Below are 16075 nucleotides of genomic sequence, written 5' to 3'. Positions count from 1 at the left end.
TAAACCAGGTTCACCTGAACCTGGTTCATTTTTCCCTGGTTCAGGCTCCCTCATGCTCCCTCATGCTCACGGATTGAACCTCGGGTTTTTGAACCAGGTTCACCTGAACCTGGTTCATTTTGCCCTGGTTCAGGCTCCCTCATGCTCCCTCATGCTCACGGATTGAACCTCGGGTTTTTGAACCTGGTTCACCTGAACCTGGTTCATTTTGCCCTGGTTCAGGCTCCCTCATGCTCCCTCATGCTCACGGATTGAACCTCGGGTTTTTGAACCAGGTTCACCTGAACCTGGTTCACTTACCCCTAGTTCAGGCTCCCTCACACTCGCCCATGCTCACGGATTGAACCTCGGGTTTTTGAACCTGGTTCACCTGTACCTGGTTCATTTTTCCCTAGTTCAGGCTCCCTCATACTCGCTCATGCTCACGGATTGAACCCGGGGTTTTTGAACCTGGTTCACCTGTACCTGGTTCATTTTTCCCTAGTTCAGGCTCCCTCATACTCGCTCATGCTCACGGATTGAACCTCGGGTTTTTGAACCTGGTTCAACGGAACCTGGTTCATTTTTCCCTACTTCAGGCTCCCCCATACTCCCTCATGCTCACGGATTGAACCTCGGGTTTTTGATCCTGGTTCACCTGAACCTGGTTCACTTACCCCTACTTCAGGCTCCCCCATACTCCCTCATGCTCACGGATTGAACCTCGGGTTTTTGATCCTGGTTCACCTGAACCTGGTTCACTTACCCCTGGTTCAGGCTCCCTCATACTCCCTCATGCTCACGGATTGAACCTCGGGTTTTTGAACCAGGTTCACCTGTACCTGGTTCACCTGTACCTGGTTCACCGGAACCTGGGGCCTCCACGGTGATACCAAATTACAGTTCAACCCAATACATTGCAATCCAGTCCAATCCACTACAATCCACTACAATACAATCCAATATCCAATCCAATTAAAAGGACTGCCCCACCGTCAAGTCAACGTAACTTGAAGGATAGGACAGTCCATTTTCTTTTTACTATCGGTTCAACCAAACTCATCTACTAGACAAGCGAGCACGAATAGCAAATAATTTTATTAGTTGTTTAAGTTATAGAATGCTTTTTTACCAGCGTATTGACCGATAAACTGTAACTCGTCCTCGATGCGTAGTAATTGGTTATACTTCGCAACTCGGTCCGTACGTGATGGAGCTCCTGTTTTAATTTGACCAGCATTTGTTGCAACCGCGATGTCAGCGATGGTGCTGTCTTCTGATTCACCTGAACGGTGAGAGATAACTGCTGTGTAACCTGCACGCTTCGCCATTTCGATTGCGTCAAACGTTTCTGTCAATGTACCGATTTGGTTAACTTTGATTAAGATAGAGTTTCCGATACCTTGCTCGATACCTTGTGCAAGTTTCTTCGTGTTTGTTACGAATAAGTCGTCCCCAACTAGTTGAACTTTTTTACCAAGACGCTCTGTTAATAATTTGAAACCTTCCCAGTCATTTTCGTCAAGACCATCTTCAATAGAGACGATTGGGTATTTGTTACAAAGCTCTTCATAGAAATCAACCATTTCAGCAGAAGTTTTAACAACACCTTCCCCTTTGAGGTTGTACTTGCCATCTTCATAGATTTCAGATGCAGCAACGTCCATTGCAAGAAGAACATCTTCACCAGGCTTGTAACCTGCTTTTTCGATCGCTTCAATGATTGTGGAAAGGGCTTCTTCGTTGGAACCAAGGTTAGGAGCAAAACCACCTTCGTCACCTACAGCCGTGTTGTATCCTTTTCCTTTTAATACGCTTTTTAAGTTGTGGAAGATTTCCGCACCCATGCGAAGTGCCTCATTAAAGTTTTCCGCACCAACAGGCATAACCATGAACTCTTGGATATCTACGTTGTTGTCCGCATGCTCACCACCGTTGATGATGTTCATCATCGGAGTAGGAAGTGTTTTTGCATTAAATCCGCCAAGGTAAACATATAAAGGTAGACCAAGAGAATCTGCCGCTGCACGAGCTACTGCCATGGAAACGCCAAGAATTGCGTTAGCACCAAGCTTCCCTTTGTTTTCTGTACCATCTAGTTCGATCATTAATTGATCAATTCCAACCTGATCAAGTGCATCGAAACCAATTAATTCAGGTGCGATTACTTCGTTTACGTTCTCCACTGCGTTTGTAACACCTTTACCCATCCAAGCATCTCCACCGTCACGAAGTTCAACAGCTTCATATTCCCCTGTGGATGCACCACTTGGTACGATAGCGCGGCCAAATCCTCCGTCTTCTAAGTGAACTTCTACCTCTACTGTAGGATTTCCGCGAGAATCCAATACTTGACGACCATAAACATCAGCAATAATTGTCATTATCTAACACTCCTATTCTTTTGAAAACTTGGGCTTTGCCAAATTTTATTAAGTTTATTTTTTTATCAAGGAATTCCCCGTCATCTCTTTAGGTTGCGCAATTTCCAATAATTCAAGCATCGTTGGAGCTAAATCCCCTAATATTCCATCGTCACGTAGTTCCACATCTTTATCTGTGACTATGACAGGTACCGGGTTTGTTGTGTGTGCTGTCATTGGAGTACCATCTTCGGTAATAAGAACATCCGCATTGCCATGATCCGCTGTTATTACTGCTTTTCCACCTTTTTCCAAGATGAGGTCCACGATTTTTCCAAGACATTCATCCACTGCTTCCACCGCTTTAATCGTTGGTTCGAGCATTCCTGAATGTCCAACCATATCCGGGTTCGCAAAGTTCAACACAATTAAATCATGCTTGTCTTGTCGGATATCCTCCAATAAAGCATCGGTTACTTCATACGCACTCATTTCAGGCTTTAAATCGTAAGTGGCTACTTTAGGAGAATCAATGAGAATTCGTTCTTCCCCTTCAAAGTTTTCTTCCCGGCCACCGCTGAAAAAGAAAGTAACATGTGGATATTTTTCCGTTTCTGCAATTCGTAGTTGAGTGAAACCAGCTTTCGAAACCACTTCACCCAAAGTATTATCCAAGTTGGTGGGTTCAAAGGCAACATACCCGTTTACAGACTCACTAAACTTCGTTAAGCAAACATAATGCAAGTTTTTCGGAAAAAGATCTCCACGGTCAAAACCGACAAATTCTTCATTCGTAAAAACTTGTGACATCTGAATCGCGCGGTCTGGACGAAAGTTAAAGAAAATGATGGCATCTTCATCTTGAATTGTACCCTTAGGTGTTTCCCCATCATCCTTTGTAATCACGGAAGGGAGCAAAAATTCATCGTGGATCGAATTTTTGTAAGAATCTTGAAGGGCCTCCAATGGGTCACGGTATTTTAACCCTTCCCCATATACCATGGAACGATAAGATTTTTCCACCCGTTCCCAACGTTTATCACGATCCATTGCGTAATATCGCCCTTGAATCGTCGCGATTTCCCCTATACCTAACTCATCAAGCTTATCTTGTGTCATCTTTATATAAGCCTCGGCAGATTGTGGACCCACATCCCGTCCATCTAGAAAACCATGTAAGAATACTTTTTCAATTCCATGGGTTTTCGCCATTTCCAAAAGGGCAAACATGTGTTGGATGTGACTATGTATCCCCCCATCTGATAAAAGGCCATATAGATGTAGGTTTGTTCCCTTTTCTTTCACATGCTTCATGGCAGCGAGGAATGTTGGATTTTGGAAAAATTCCCCTTCACGTATCGCTAAGTTTACTCGAGTTAAACTTTGATAAACAATCCGCCCCGCACCAATATTCATGTGTCCCACTTCAGAGTTCCCCATTTGGCCATCTGGCAGTCCTACGGCTTCTCCGCTTGCAGTTAGCGTGGCGTGGGGGAATTCGTTCCAGTAACGGTCAAAATTAGGTTTATTTGCTTGTGCAACGGCATTTCCTTCCGTTTCATCACGAAGGGCGAAGCCGTCAAGAATAATCAATGCTTTCGGTTGACTCTTACTCATTTCCTGCCTCCACTAACTGTAAAAAAGACTGGGCATCTAAGCTTGCTCCACCAACAAGGGCCCCATCAATATCAGACTGAGCTAACAGTTCTTTGATGTTAGCTGGTTTCACACTTCCACCATATTGAATACGAACGGCCTCCGCTGCACCTTCTGATACAATATCCTTCACTACATTACGAATAACACCGCAAGTTTCATTTGCATCTTCAGAGGATGCTGTCTTCCCGGTTCCAATCGCCCAGATAGGCTCGTAAGCAATTACTGTATTTTTCACTTGATCTTCTGATAAACCTTTAAGCGCCGCAGTTACTTGTGTTGTTACAACGCCAGTAGTTTCATTTCCTTCTCGCTGCTCCAATGTTTCCCCAACACAAACGATTGGCACTAAATTATGAGCAAACGCAGCATGCACTTTTTTATTCACACTCTCGTCTGTTTCACCGAAGAGTTCACGTCGCTCAGAGTGACCGATAATAACATATGTCACACCTAAGTCAGTTAAAGCTACCGGACTAGTTTCTCCCGTGAATGCTCCACTTTCTTCAAAGTACATGTTTTGTGCACCAACCGCTAAATCGGATCCTTTTGCTTCTTGAACTAATGCATCAAGGAATAAGTCTGGTGAACAAACAACAGATTCCACTTTTCCAGCGGACGGGACAAGACCTTTCACTTCTTGGACAAAGCTTACCGCTTCCCCTTTTGTTTTATTCATTTTCCAGTTTCCTGCAATAATAGGTTTTCGCATAGACTTTCGCCTCCTCTTTCGGTTTAACGATCGTTTAACGCCACGACTCCCGGAAGTTCTTTCCCTTCCATAAATTCAAGGGATGCTCCACCGCCTGTAGAAATATGGTCCATGTTTTCTGCAAATCCGAACTTTTCAACGGCAGCAGCTGAATCCCCGCCACCAATAACAGTGTAAGCATCTTGAGCATCTGCAAGTGCTTTTGCTACAGAAATCGTTCCATTCGCAAATGGTTCTAGTTCAAACACTCCCATTGGTCCATTCCAAATCACTAGTTTGGAGTTAAGAATCACATCTCGATAGCTATCAATTGTTTGCGGTCCAATATCTAGTGCTTCCCAGTCACTCGGGATGCTTTCAATATCAACGACTTGTGTAGTTGCATCTGCACCAAATTTATCTGCCACAATCGCATCAACTGGCATATAGAATTTAACACCTTTTTCTTCCGCTTTTTGCATAAACTGTTTCGCAAGGTCAATTTTATCTTCTTCCAGTAAAGACTTACCCACTTCATGACCTTTTGCTTTAATAAACGTGTAGGCTAAACCTCCGCCAATGATCAAGTTATCTACTTTTTCTAATAGATTATCAATAACACCGATCTTGTCTTTTACTTTTGCACCACCGATGATCGCTGTAAAAGGTCGTTCTGGGTTAGATAATGCTTTGCCCAGTACCTCTAATTCTTTTTCCATCAAGAAACCGCCAACTGCAGGAATGTGCTTTGCAATTCCTTCTGTGGAAGCATGAGCACGGTGTGCTGCACCAAAAGCATCATTGACATACACATCTGCAAGTTCTGCTAATGCTTTCGCAAGTTCAGGATCATTCTTCTCTTCTCCGCTTTCAAAACGAACGTTTTCAAGCAATAGAACGTCACCATCATTTAATTCCGCAATCGCTTTTTGAGGTTCTTCACCAAATACAGAGTCTACTTTTACAACATTTTTACCAAAAAGTTCACTTAAACGTTTAGCAACTGCATCTAAACGCAACTCTTCTACCACTTCACCTTTCGGACGACCTAAATGGCTCGCAAGGATGACTTTAGCCCCTTGTTCTGAAAGATGTTTAATTGTAGGCAATGCAGCGCGAATTCTTGTATCATCCGTTACTTCTCCATCTTTCATTGGAACGTTAAAGTCAACACGACAAAATACCCGTTGCCCTTTTACGTCAATATCCCTAACCGACTTCTTATTCATAGAGGAGTTCCTCCCTTATAAGATTAGATAAAATATAGATTAGAATTAGAAAAACTTGGCTATTCGCCAAGTTTGCGATAGCCTACCTATTCGTACTATCAAGTAAAAGTTTTATAATAACAAGGGAAAGAGGAGAACAAGACAAGTGCGCTGTCTCCCCTTTTTTCCTGTGCTATGAAAGGGTCCAGTTTTATTTACCTATACCCTGAACGTTAAATTAAAGTCCTTTTTTTGCAATATAATCAACAAGATCAACAACACGGTGTGAGTAACCAGTCTCGTTATCATACCAAGAAATAATTTTCACCAAGTTATCTTCCATCACCATTGTGGAAAGTGCATCAATTGTAGAAGAAGCAGGGCTTCCGTTATAGTCACGAGATACTAATGGCTCTTCACTGTAAGATAGAATTCCTTTTAATGGACCTTCAGCTGCTTCCTTAAGAACTGCATTTACTTCTTCAGCAGTAACATTCTTATCAAGCTCAGCAACTAAGTCAACTAGAGATACGTTTGGTGTAGGAACACGCAATGCACCACCATTTAGTTTTCCTTTTAACTCTGGAAGAACTAAAGCAACCGCTTTTGCAGCACCAGTAGTTGTTGGGATAATGCTTTCAGCAGCAGCACGAGCACGACGGTAGTCTTTGTGTGGTAGGTCAAGGATTTGTTGGTCATTTGTGTAAGAGTGGACAGTTGTCATCATACCACGACGTAATCCAAAGTTATCATTAATTACTTTCGCAAATGGAGCTAAACAGTTTGTAGTACAAGATGCGTTTGAAATAACGTGATGGTTAGCTGCATCGTACTTGTCTTCGTTAACACCCATTACAAGTGTAATATCTTCATCTGTTGCAGGAGCAGAGATAATAACTTTTTTCGCACCAGCTTCTAAATGTTTTGCAGCATCAGCACGTTTTGTGAAGAATCCTGTTGATTCAACTACAACTTCTACACCTTTATCGTCCCATGAAAGCTTTGAAGGATCTCTTTCAGCTGTAACAGTAATTTCAGTACCGTTAACCACTAATTTTTCTCCTTTTACTTCTACAGTTGCATCTAATGTTCCGTGAACGGAATCATACTTCAAAAGATGTGCTAACATATTAGCATCAGTCAAGTCGTTGATTGCCACTACCTCTACATTGGGGTTGTTTAATGCCGCGCGGAATACTACTCGTCCGATACGCCCAAATCCATTAATACCTACTTTAGTTGCCATGAAAAATTCCTCCTTAAATTAAATACAATAATCTATTTCAAAAGGGAGTAGACTCCCTGATTGAACCCACATCATTAAAATAACCATTTTTACTTATCTAAAACTCATGAATTTAATAAAATCCCTTTTGCAGCACCTTCATCGGTTACTAGGATTTGGCTTGAACGTTGTTTCATGTACGCCTCAATAGCTTTTGCTTTTGAGGATCCTCCGGAAACAGCGATGATGTTAGGTATTCCCTTTAAATTCTCCAATTGTAACCCAATTGTCAGGACTTTATGTATAATATCCCCTGTCTCGTCAAAATAATAACCAAATGCTTCCGCAACTGCATTTTCCTGTTGGAGTTTTTCCAATAATTCAGATGTGGAGTTTCTCCGCTTGGCCATTGTTTCGGCATTTCCTATACCATGAATGACGATGTTTGCAGATCGGATTGAGGCAAGTATATCCCTGATCGACTCCTCTTCCACAAGGGATTCATATGCTTCTTTACTTAACTGGTCTGGAACATGTAAAAGCCGGTAAGATCCCATTGCTTTCCTTGCCATGGTTGCACAAATCGTGTTTGCCTGATTTTCTACCTGTTCCCCTAGACCACCCCTTGCTGGTAAAAAGAGTGCTTCTTTTAAGTCGGTATCAGGTACCATCATTTCTGCCACTGCGGCAATTGAAGTTCCACCAGTAACGGCAATGGTATTCCCCTTCGGAAATAACTTCTTTTTCATGATGGTTACACAAGCTCTGCCCATCTCCTTTTTCACCCAGGAATAGTCATCACTGTCACCGGGAACAATATAGACCTCTTCTAGTCCAAGCTTTTCCTTCAATGCCTGTTCCATATTACGGATGTCGGCGACTTCTTTCATGACTTCTTCCAGTTGTGTCAACAAGTTGTGACCATTTTCGGTTAATGTCATACCAGCTGCTGCCACTTCAATAAGGCCCTGTTCTTTTAAAAAGGTTACTTCACTTCGAAGTACACGCTCAGACATTTCCAGACTATTGGCCAATGACCTTCTTCCAATGGGCTGCATCAAACGTAAAAACCGTAAGATCCCAAACCGCCTCTCTAATTCCTCTAAAAGGTCAGGCACTAACTTTTTTTGTATATCTAGCAACATTCTCATTGGTTGTAGTGCTCCTTTTTGTCGCTGATTTATTCCGGGACTGCATATGTCCCTCGTAGACATATTGTGTCCCACCTTAGGCGAAAAAAAAGATCATTTTCCTTTTGTATACATTTGGAAACAGTGTCTTTGTACTTCCAAATGTAATTGTAACAAGGAAATGACCTGCCTGCAACATCTAGATGTGAACATTTTGTTTTAATTTGTGTCACCTTCATGAATATTGTAAATGTTTGATGATACAAGTTTTAATGATGCGTCACACGTTCCTTCAATTCTAACTCTAGTTTTGGATAAGATATTATCCCTTCGTCTAAAACAACCCCATCCATATCTTCAATGACAGGAATTCTGATTTGATATGTTAATAACCACTCATCGTCGGTATATATATCCCGTGCTTCGATTTCAAACTGGTACTTATGCTGGAATTCTCTTAAGATGCCTAAACCCTTATCACATAGTGAGCATCCTTTTTTCGTGTAAAAATAAAGTTTCATTGCAAGCACTTCCTAACTATATCTTTTTCGCTGAGAGGAGGATAGTATATGCATCTCATCCCTATATTTCGCAACGGTCCGTCTAGAAACATGTATCCCCTGCTCTTTTAGTGCTGATGCTAACTTTTGATCGGAAAGAGGTTTTTGTTTATTTTCCTCATCCACCAGACGTTTTAAGTAAATCTTAACCCGCTCCGAAGAACTTGCTTCCCCAGAATCATTGCCCACATTGGAAGAGAAAAAATATTTTAATTCTAATAATCCTTTTGGCGTTTGCAAATATTTCTTTGTTGTAGCTCGGGAGACAGTGGATTCATGGACATCTATTGCCTCTGCAATCGTTTTTAGCGTCAACGGCCGCAGGTGGGATGGTCCATGTTCTAAAAAATTCTGTTGATAATCCACAATAGCCTTCGTAACCTTCAACAAAGTTTGCTGTCGCTGTTCCACACTGCGTTTAATCCATTGGAATTGTTCATATTTCCGGTGTATATACTCACTGACTTCCGTTTCACTGTTTTTCAGTAACGCTTCATACCTCGAATTCATCGTCAGTTCCGGTAGATGATCTTCATTTAAAAATACAATATATTCCCCATTCACTTTTTTTACAGTGACATCAGGAATCACGTATTTGGGCGGTTCATTATGAAAGGTAGATCCCGGTTTGGGGTTTAGTGTTTGAATAAAGTCAAAAACATACTGAACTTCACTCACATCGACACCTTCTGCTTTTGCAACAGTTTTAAACTGTTTTTTTGCCAATATGTCTAAATAATTGGATACGATTTTTTCCGCAAGTAAATCCCTGACTTCCATTCGTTGCAACTGAATTAGTAAGCAATCCTTCAAAGAACTTGCTCCGACACCAATCGGTTCAAGGGATTGTAGAATATGGATTCCCGCTTCCACGAGATGCTTCGGTTCCCTCAATTCTTCGGCCAATTCATGGACAGGTGTTTTTAAATAACCATTCTCATCAACACTTAATGCAAAATACGTTACAATTCGCCGAAGCCCTGAGTCTAGTTTTAAAAAACGGATTTGGTTTAATAAGTGATCCTGCAAGCCTTCTTGTCTTTCACTCACTTGATCCAGTGGAGAATATTCTTCATCCTGATCAAAGCCAAAACGGGATTTCCCTTCGTATACAGGCATCATGATATCTTGTTTACTTCTTTCCAGTTCTTCTTTCATCAAATTATCTTTTAATTCCATTAAGGGATTTTCAAGCTGTTGCTCATGGAGATATTGCCCTAAATCCAAAACAGAATATTGTAAAATTGTAATCGCTTGTCGGAGTTCGTTTGTCATCACTAGTTTCATTGATTGTTGTTGAAACAAGCCATAATCCATATTCATATTCATATAGACCTTCCTCCTCATGTTAAATTATACATGATCTAGGTTTTTGCGCCACGACTCCTTATGGAAAAAGTCAGCAATTATGCTTCCAACCCTACCAAATTAACGTAATAATACACGAAATATACTTTGGATTCATCATTTATATTATATATATGTTAACAATGAAAAAGTAAACGCTTTCTTCCCGTACTAATTACTCTTTCTTCCAGAAATTCTGTTTGAAAACTTGTCAAAAAGGATATGATGAAACTGTTAACCCATACATATATATTAATACGCCAAAAAATTTGACCATCACTGACCATTAAGGTTATGATAATGTTGTAAGAACATACACGAATGAGATGAAACATATCTTTATGGTAGAGGAAAAAAGGAGGAGTACTTCATGAATTTAGTGCCAACGGTTATTGAACAAACAAATCGTGGTGAGCGTGCTTATGACATCTATTCACGCTTATTAAAAGATCGAATCATTATGCTTGGATCAGCTATCGATGATAATGTTGCAAACTCTGTGGTTGCCCAGCTTTTATTTTTAGCGGCGGATGATCCTGAAAAAGACATCTCCCTTTATATCAACAGTCCTGGGGGATCCATTACAGCAGGTATGGCAATCTTCGATACAATGCAATTTATCAAACCAAAAGTTCAAACTATTTGTATTGGTATGGCAGCATCTATGGGTGCGTTTCTTTTGGCAGCTGGCGAGCCAGGAAAACGGTTTGCACTACCAAACAGTGAAGTAATGATTCACCAACCACTTGGTGGTACTCAAGGTCAAGCGTCTGACATTGAAATTCACGCCAAAAGAATTATTCAAATGCGCGAGAAACTAAATGAGATTCTTTCTGAGCGTACAGGACAACCGATCGAAGTTATACAAAGGGATACAGATCGCGATAACTTTATGTCTGCAGCAGAAGCTCAAAAGTACGGTCTTATTGACAAAGTCATGGATAAAAAACCAGAGTAAAATAATTACGGCAGAGGGCGTCACCAAAAGCTATCTTTTGGGACGCCCTTTTTCTTTCATTAGAAAAACACTGGAGATAAACCTGATACTCCCACGGCTAAAGCCGATGGGGTTCTAAGATACCACTATGCTTTACTAAAAGAGGTAGTTCAAAAAGGTTGCCGACACTAAACCTTTTTGAACTACCTCTCTTCCGTAATCTAGACTTCCTTTTCAATGAATTCCACTAACGATTCTAATGCCGCCTCTTCGTCGCTGCCGTCTGTTGTAACAATAATTTCACTATTGACACTAATGGCCAAACTCATAATACCCATTATACTTTTTGCATTAACCTTCTTACCATCTTTTTCAATAAAAATATCGGAATGAAACCGATTCGCCTCTTGAACAAATAATGCCGCCGGGCGAGCTTGTAAACCTGCTTTTCTCTTCACTACAATTTGTTTTTGAACCATTTTTACTTCCTCCCTCTCTCCCATTTATTTTGTCTCATATTAATGTTTTTTTATTACTATAAGCAAAACGCTTAGAATGAAACTTTTTCCCCTGACCTCAATTGATTTGCAAACTCATCAATTTTTCTTAACCTATGATTAATACCAGATTTACTCACTTTTCCACTTGGCACCATTTCACCAAGTTCCTTTAAAGAAACATCCTGATGCTCAATTCTCAGTTCAGCCACTTCTCGAAGTCTATCCGGTAATACATCAAGACCAACTTCCTCTTTAATGAATCGGATATTTTCCATTTGCCTCATCGCAGCGCTTACCGTTTTATTTAAATTTGCTGTCTCGCAATTTACTAAACGATTAACGGAATTACGCATATCTTTCATGATCCGAACATCTTCGAAACGAAGTAAAGCCTGATGAGCACCAATAATATTTAAAAGTTCACTTATTTTTTCCCCTTCTTTTAAGTAGAGGATAAATCCTTTTTTCCGCTCTAGCATTTTTGCATTTAGACCAAAATGGTTCATTAGTTCACATAATGACCGATTATGTTCTTCATAGAACGAGAAAATTTCTAAATGATAAGACGAAGTTTCTGGATGACTGACAGAGCCACCAGCTAGGAATGCTCCCCTAAGATATGCCCGCTTACAACATTCATTGTTAATGAGTTCCTCCGAAATTTCCCTCGTAAAGGAGAAGACAGGGTCAACAATTCGTAAGTCCTCCAGCATGGAGCGTGCATCTTTTACTATACGAGCAACATACACATTATTTTTCTTTAGTCTCATTTTTTTCCTTACAAGGAGTTCCACATGTACCTCAAAAAGTTTCTTTATCAGTGTATAAATTCGCCTTGCAATAGCAGCATTTTCCGTTTGGATATCCAAAGTAATTTGCATATTACGTATGGAAATAGATCCATTCATTCGAATCAATGCAGCCAACTCAGCCCTTGAACAGCACTCCCCTACTTCCAACTGTGTTAACTCTTTTTTTGTCGTGGAAGCGAATGACATTTGCCACACCCCCAGCAATTAATGTATCTATCGTCTCTTTCATCTGTTAAAAATGATCCTATTTCGCTATACGAGTAAAACAGAATGATGGTTTCACCCTTTCGGAAATAACAACATGTATTTTAAATAATACTATAACATGGAAACTAGTCGTTGGGATAACTTTAACGCATCATGACGTAATAAATGATTATCAAAATATAATAAACTGTCCCCAATAACTTCAATTTCCATATCCATAAGCCGATCTCTATCTACAATAACTTCACGGGCACCTTCTTTTGCATACCTTTGGGAATAGGAAAACGGTATTTTTTGCTCGTTCACAAGGATGGCATGAAGTAATTTATCTCCAATATGATTATAAATGGCTTGAACATGATCTGCAGCAGTAAAACCATCTGTTTCCCCAGGTTGTGTCATAACATTACATATATATACTTTCCAAGCATTGGACTTTTTAATAACTTGCGATATCTGGGGAACAAGCAGATTTGGAATAATACTTGTAAATAAACTTCCTGGTCCAAGAACAATGAGATCTGCTTCTTCAAGAGCAATCAATGTTTCCTGTAATGGTTGAGGGTTAGATGGTTCAAGAAATACCCGTTTAATTTTCTTACCTGAAAGTGGAATACTTGATTCTCCTTCCACATAAGATCCATCTGCTAACTCTGCATGAAGGACAATTTCCTGATTAGCAGCTGGGAGAACCTTCCCCTTTACGTTTAATACTCTGCTTAATTCCTGAACACCTCGGGCAAAGTCACCGGTAATAGAAGTCATTCCTGCTAATAATAGATTTCCTAGAGAATGACCACTCAGTCCATTTCCATTTGAAAAACGATGCTGAAAAAGTTCTTCCACAAGGGGTTCCACTTCCGATAGAGCAACAAGAACGTTTCGGACATCACCTGGAGGAGGAATTTTTAATTCTTTTCGCAGTCTCCCGGAACTTCCCCCATCATCGGCGACGGTAACAATAGCTGTAATATCAACGGGAAAAGTCTTGAGGCCTCTCAATAGAACAGACAACCCTGTTCCTCCGCCAATCACAACGACATTGGCCTTTTTCATTTTTCAAGTTTTCCTTTCTCCACATCTCGGTGACTAACATAAGTATGGTATCCATCATTCCCAAGGTGCTCCTTAAAATACTCAGCCAGTGTAACAGACCGATGTTTTCCCCCTGTACACCCGATAGCAACAACCAGTTGCCTTTTCCCTTCCCGCTTGTAGTGGGGCAGCATGTATTTCAAGAGGTCGTGAAGCTTTTCAATAAACTGTTGGGTTTCGGACCACTTTAACACGTAGTCATACACTTCCTGATCTAAACCAGTTTTCGGCCTCATATGATCAATATAATGTGGATTAGGTAAGAAGCGGACATCAAAAACAAGGTCAGCATCAATTGGTACACCGTGTTTATAACCGAAGGAAAGTAATTGCACTGTAAAAACTTGTTTCTCATTTAACGAGAACCTCTGGATGATCCGTTCACGCAATTGTACAGGCTTTAAGTCACTCGTATCAATAATCATCTGCGCTTGTCCTTTTAAATCATCTAGGAGATTCCGTTCAGCTTGAATTCCTTCTAATAAAGGACCACCAACGGATAATGGATGGGAGCGCCTTGTTTCCTTATATCGTCGTACGAGAACAGAGTCCCTTGCATCAAGGAAAACAATCTGAGGTGTAACCTTCGATTCAATTCCTATTGTGTCAATGGCTCCAAAAAGCTGATCAAAAAATTCCCTTCCTCTTAAATCTATCACTAGGGCAACTTTTTGCATCTTCCCCCCTGAACCTTCCACGAGGTCGATAAATTTAGGAATCAAGGCTGGTGGTAAATTATCCACACAGAAATACCCCATGTCCTCAAAACTTTGAACAGCAACTGTTTTTCCGGCGCCTGACATTCCAGTGATGATCACAAGCTCTAACTCATGTGATAAATCTTTTATATTTTCCACTTGGACAGCCACCTTTACTAATTATTTTTCAAGCATAGACTTCTTAATGTGTTTTCCGTTTACATCAAACCGATAGGCTAATAGTTCAAAATCCTTTGTATAATGAAACGTTCCGTACATTATTCCTTCACCAGTGAGTACATGTTTCCATATGTGATAATCCCCTGCTGCCATCGGCAAGTCTTTAACCATCTCTTTCGGATGCCAGGCTAATATACCTTCTGGGGACTCCTTTAGGAGCTCTCCTTTGAAATCGGTTGAGTGAAACGTAAACATCATCCACTCATCTACTATCTCCCCATTTTCTTCGATAAGAATCGTAAAAACCCCTTTTAAATCAGGATCATTTAACGTGATTCCAGTTTCTTCCCAGAATTCCCTTATAACCGTTTCCCTGATGGATTCCCCAGTTTCCATTTTCCCCCCAGGAGCTACCCACCAACCACGTTTTGGCTTTTTTAGTGTAAGAACTTTATCTTGATCAGTTAATATACAATTTGTGACACGCTGCAACCTTCTCACCTCAGATTTCTTGTTACCTTCATACTATTCAAGGAACATCGAATCGTTAGTTATTCAATTTATACAATCGAAAAACATACATAGTTATAAAATGTAACAGCATTTAGTTATAGTATACTACATCTTTTTCTTACAACCAATTACAATTCCTTGCGCAGAATAGGAAATTATGACAATAATTATGTCCGTTTTTCAAAAAAAAGGGCACGGGCTATAGCCCGTGCAAAAAAGATATATAAAAAAAGGGGGTCAATTACTACTTATATAGTAACCGAATTATGTTGCAACTTTGTTACAGTAGAGTTAAGTGACAATTACGTTTTGTGAAGATTTTTCCGCTATTGTAAAGGTCATGCGAAAACCCACTAGTACAGGTGTCCTGATAGATATGATACAGTACATGAAAACGCTTGCCTAAACCCCTTTACTATTCCTTTACAATACAATCAATTTGCATTTTTATAATATACACCTGTATGATAATAATTTTGTAAACCCAATCATAATTAGGTCTTTTCTATTGTGTTTTGAAAACCCTCCAGACTCAAAAATTCCCTGTTAGGTTTCTTTACATTGTATTTTTCGAAAAGTGTAATTTCCAAGGATCAAGAGCGAAATGCCCCGTAGCGATTAATTGCGACGGCTACGCTCATTGCTTTGGGACACTGAAAAGTGGAAAAGCACCACTTTTTCAGTGCCCATGCGAGTAGGCGAGGAGCTAAACTATACCCGAAGGTGCCAAAACTTATAGAACCTTTTAAAAAAGGAAGGCTCTTTTCATAAACTTTGTTGCTTTTTTAGGAAAGCTTGGAGAAGTGAAAGGCGACGACTCCAGCGACAAGCAAATCCCCTTGAATCAGCAACAAGTTGGCTCGACGGACAGGACGTCCTTATAAATGCTTGTATCTTAATGTACATTTTTGCTTATCTAAGCATGTACACTTTTGCTCCTAATAACATTCTTTATACAAGCGAGTGAATAATTA

Annotated in this window: 14 protein-coding genes; 1 reads left to right on the top strand and 13 read right to left on the bottom strand. The window is 40.3% G+C overall.

The window, feature by feature from the left end; translation table 11 throughout:
- Window positions 1–1079: 1079 nt before the first annotated feature.
- The 8 genes from eno to rpoN form a co-directional block, all read right to left on the bottom strand.
- Complete coding sequence (gene eno / locus KS419_RS10275; protein ID WP_217066316.1) at window positions 1080–2363, bottom strand: phosphopyruvate hydratase; 1284 nt, start codon at window positions 2361–2363, stop codon at window positions 1080–1082.
- A gap of 54 nt (window positions 2364–2417) precedes the next feature.
- Window positions 2418–3959, bottom strand: coding sequence for a 2,3-bisphosphoglycerate-independent phosphoglycerate mutase (gene gpmI, locus KS419_RS10270; RefSeq protein WP_217066315.1), 1542 nt, complete (start codon window positions 3957–3959; stop codon window positions 2418–2420).
- Window positions 3952–4710, bottom strand: a complete 759-nt coding sequence (gene tpiA, locus KS419_RS10265; protein WP_217066314.1) for a triose-phosphate isomerase — start codon at window positions 4708–4710, stop codon at window positions 3952–3954. The genes gpmI and tpiA overlap by 8 nt, the downstream gene beginning before the upstream one ends.
- Window positions 4711–4733: 23 nt before the next feature.
- A complete protein-coding gene (locus KS419_RS10260; protein WP_217066313.1) occupies window positions 4734–5918 on the bottom strand; it encodes a phosphoglycerate kinase in 1185 nt (394 codons plus the stop codon).
- Between the two features lie 217 nt (window positions 5919–6135).
- The gene (gap, locus tag KS419_RS10255) at window positions 6136–7143 is read right to left on the bottom strand and encodes a type I glyceraldehyde-3-phosphate dehydrogenase (RefSeq protein ID WP_217066312.1); all 1008 of its coding nucleotides are present in this window, start codon (window positions 7141–7143) and stop codon (window positions 6136–6138) included.
- A gap of 104 nt (window positions 7144–7247) precedes the next feature.
- On the bottom strand, window positions 7248–8273 hold the full coding sequence (locus tag KS419_RS10250) for a sugar-binding transcriptional regulator (protein ID WP_217066317.1): 1026 nt from the start codon (window positions 8271–8273) through the stop codon (window positions 7248–7250).
- 248 nt (window positions 8274–8521) lie between these two features.
- The gene (locus tag KS419_RS10245) at window positions 8522–8773 is read right to left on the bottom strand and encodes a glutaredoxin family protein (RefSeq protein ID WP_217066311.1); all 252 of its coding nucleotides are present in this window, start codon (window positions 8771–8773) and stop codon (window positions 8522–8524) included.
- Between the two features lie 12 nt (window positions 8774–8785).
- On the bottom strand, window positions 8786–10141 hold the full coding sequence (rpoN, locus tag KS419_RS10240) for an RNA polymerase factor sigma-54 (protein WP_217066310.1): 1356 nt from the start codon (window positions 10139–10141) through the stop codon (window positions 8786–8788).
- Between the two features lie 388 nt (window positions 10142–10529).
- Here rpoN and clpP point away from each other — a divergent pair, with 388 nt between their 5' ends.
- Window positions 10530–11117 (top strand): ATP-dependent Clp endopeptidase proteolytic subunit ClpP, encoded by a 588-nt coding sequence (gene clpP / locus KS419_RS10235; protein WP_217066309.1) that lies wholly within the window; start codon window positions 10530–10532, stop codon window positions 11115–11117.
- A gap of 200 nt (window positions 11118–11317) precedes the next feature.
- On the opposite strand, the gene KS419_RS10230 is transcribed toward clpP, so the two are convergent.
- The 5 genes from KS419_RS10230 to KS419_RS10210 form a co-directional block, all read right to left on the bottom strand.
- A complete protein-coding gene (locus tag KS419_RS10230) occupies window positions 11318–11575 on the bottom strand; it encodes an HPr family phosphocarrier protein (RefSeq protein ID WP_217066308.1) in 258 nt (85 codons plus the stop codon).
- A gap of 71 nt (window positions 11576–11646) precedes the next feature.
- Window positions 11647–12594 carry a DNA-binding protein WhiA gene (whiA, locus tag KS419_RS10225; RefSeq protein WP_217066307.1) on the bottom strand — a complete coding sequence of 316 codons (948 nt, stop codon included), beginning with the start codon at window positions 12592–12594 and terminating at the stop codon, window positions 11647–11649.
- 132 nt (window positions 12595–12726) lie between these two features.
- Window positions 12727–13671 carry a gluconeogenesis factor YvcK family protein gene (locus KS419_RS10220; protein ID WP_217066306.1) on the bottom strand — a complete coding sequence of 315 codons (945 nt, stop codon included), beginning with the start codon at window positions 13669–13671 and terminating at the stop codon, window positions 12727–12729.
- Window positions 13668–14558: an RNase adapter RapZ gene (gene rapZ, locus KS419_RS10215; RefSeq protein WP_380087690.1), complete on the bottom strand. Its 891-nt coding sequence runs from the start codon at window positions 14556–14558 to the stop codon at window positions 13668–13670. Before rapZ ends, KS419_RS10220 begins: the two co-directional genes overlap by 4 nt.
- A gap of 30 nt (window positions 14559–14588) precedes the next feature.
- A complete protein-coding gene (locus KS419_RS10210) occupies window positions 14589–15080 on the bottom strand; it encodes an NUDIX hydrolase (protein WP_217066304.1) in 492 nt (163 codons plus the stop codon).
- Window positions 15081–16075 lie beyond the last annotated feature (995 nt).

Source organism: Evansella tamaricis (assembly GCF_019042215.1).
Classification (GTDB): domain Bacteria; phylum Bacillota; class Bacilli; order Bacillales; family Salisediminibacteriaceae; genus Evansella; species Evansella tamaricis.
This window is presented reverse-complemented; position numbering and strand designations above follow the sequence as displayed.

Bases quoted from the DNA above. Each gene is read 5' to 3' on its own strand.
- eno (WP_217066316.1), bottom strand. From the start codon at position 2,363: ATGACAATTATTGCTGATGTTTATGGTCGTCAAGTATTGGATTCTCGC.
- gpmI (WP_217066315.1), bottom strand. From the start codon at position 3,959: ATGAGTAAGAGTCAACCGAAAGCATTGATTATTCTTGACGGCTTCGCC.
- tpiA (WP_217066314.1), bottom strand. From the start codon at position 4,710: ATGCGAAAACCTATTATTGCAGGAAACTGGAAAATGAATAAAACAAAA.
- KS419_RS10260 (WP_217066313.1), bottom strand. From the start codon at position 5,918: ATGAATAAGAAGTCGGTTAGGGATATTGACGTAAAAGGGCAACGGGTA.
- gap (WP_217066312.1), bottom strand. From the start codon at position 7,143: ATGGCAACTAAAGTAGGTATTAATGGATTTGGGCGTATCGGACGAGTA.
- KS419_RS10250 (WP_217066317.1), bottom strand. From the start codon at position 8,273: ATGAGAATGTTGCTAGATATACAAAAAAAGTTAGTGCCTGACCTTTTA.
- KS419_RS10245 (WP_217066311.1), bottom strand. From the start codon at position 8,773: ATGAAACTTTATTTTTACACGAAAAAAGGATGCTCACTATGTGATAAG.
- rpoN (WP_217066310.1), bottom strand. From the start codon at position 10,141: ATGAATATGAATATGGATTATGGCTTGTTTCAACAACAATCAATGAAA.
- clpP (WP_217066309.1), top strand. From the start codon at position 10,530: ATGAATTTAGTGCCAACGGTTATTGAACAAACAAATCGTGGTGAGCGT.
- KS419_RS10230 (WP_217066308.1), bottom strand. From the start codon at position 11,575: ATGGTTCAAAAACAAATTGTAGTGAAGAGAAAAGCAGGTTTACAAGCT.
- whiA (WP_217066307.1), bottom strand. From the start codon at position 12,594: ATGTCATTCGCTTCCACGACAAAAAAAGAGTTAACACAGTTGGAAGTA.
- KS419_RS10220 (WP_217066306.1), bottom strand. From the start codon at position 13,671: ATGAAAAAGGCCAATGTCGTTGTGATTGGCGGAGGAACAGGGTTGTCT.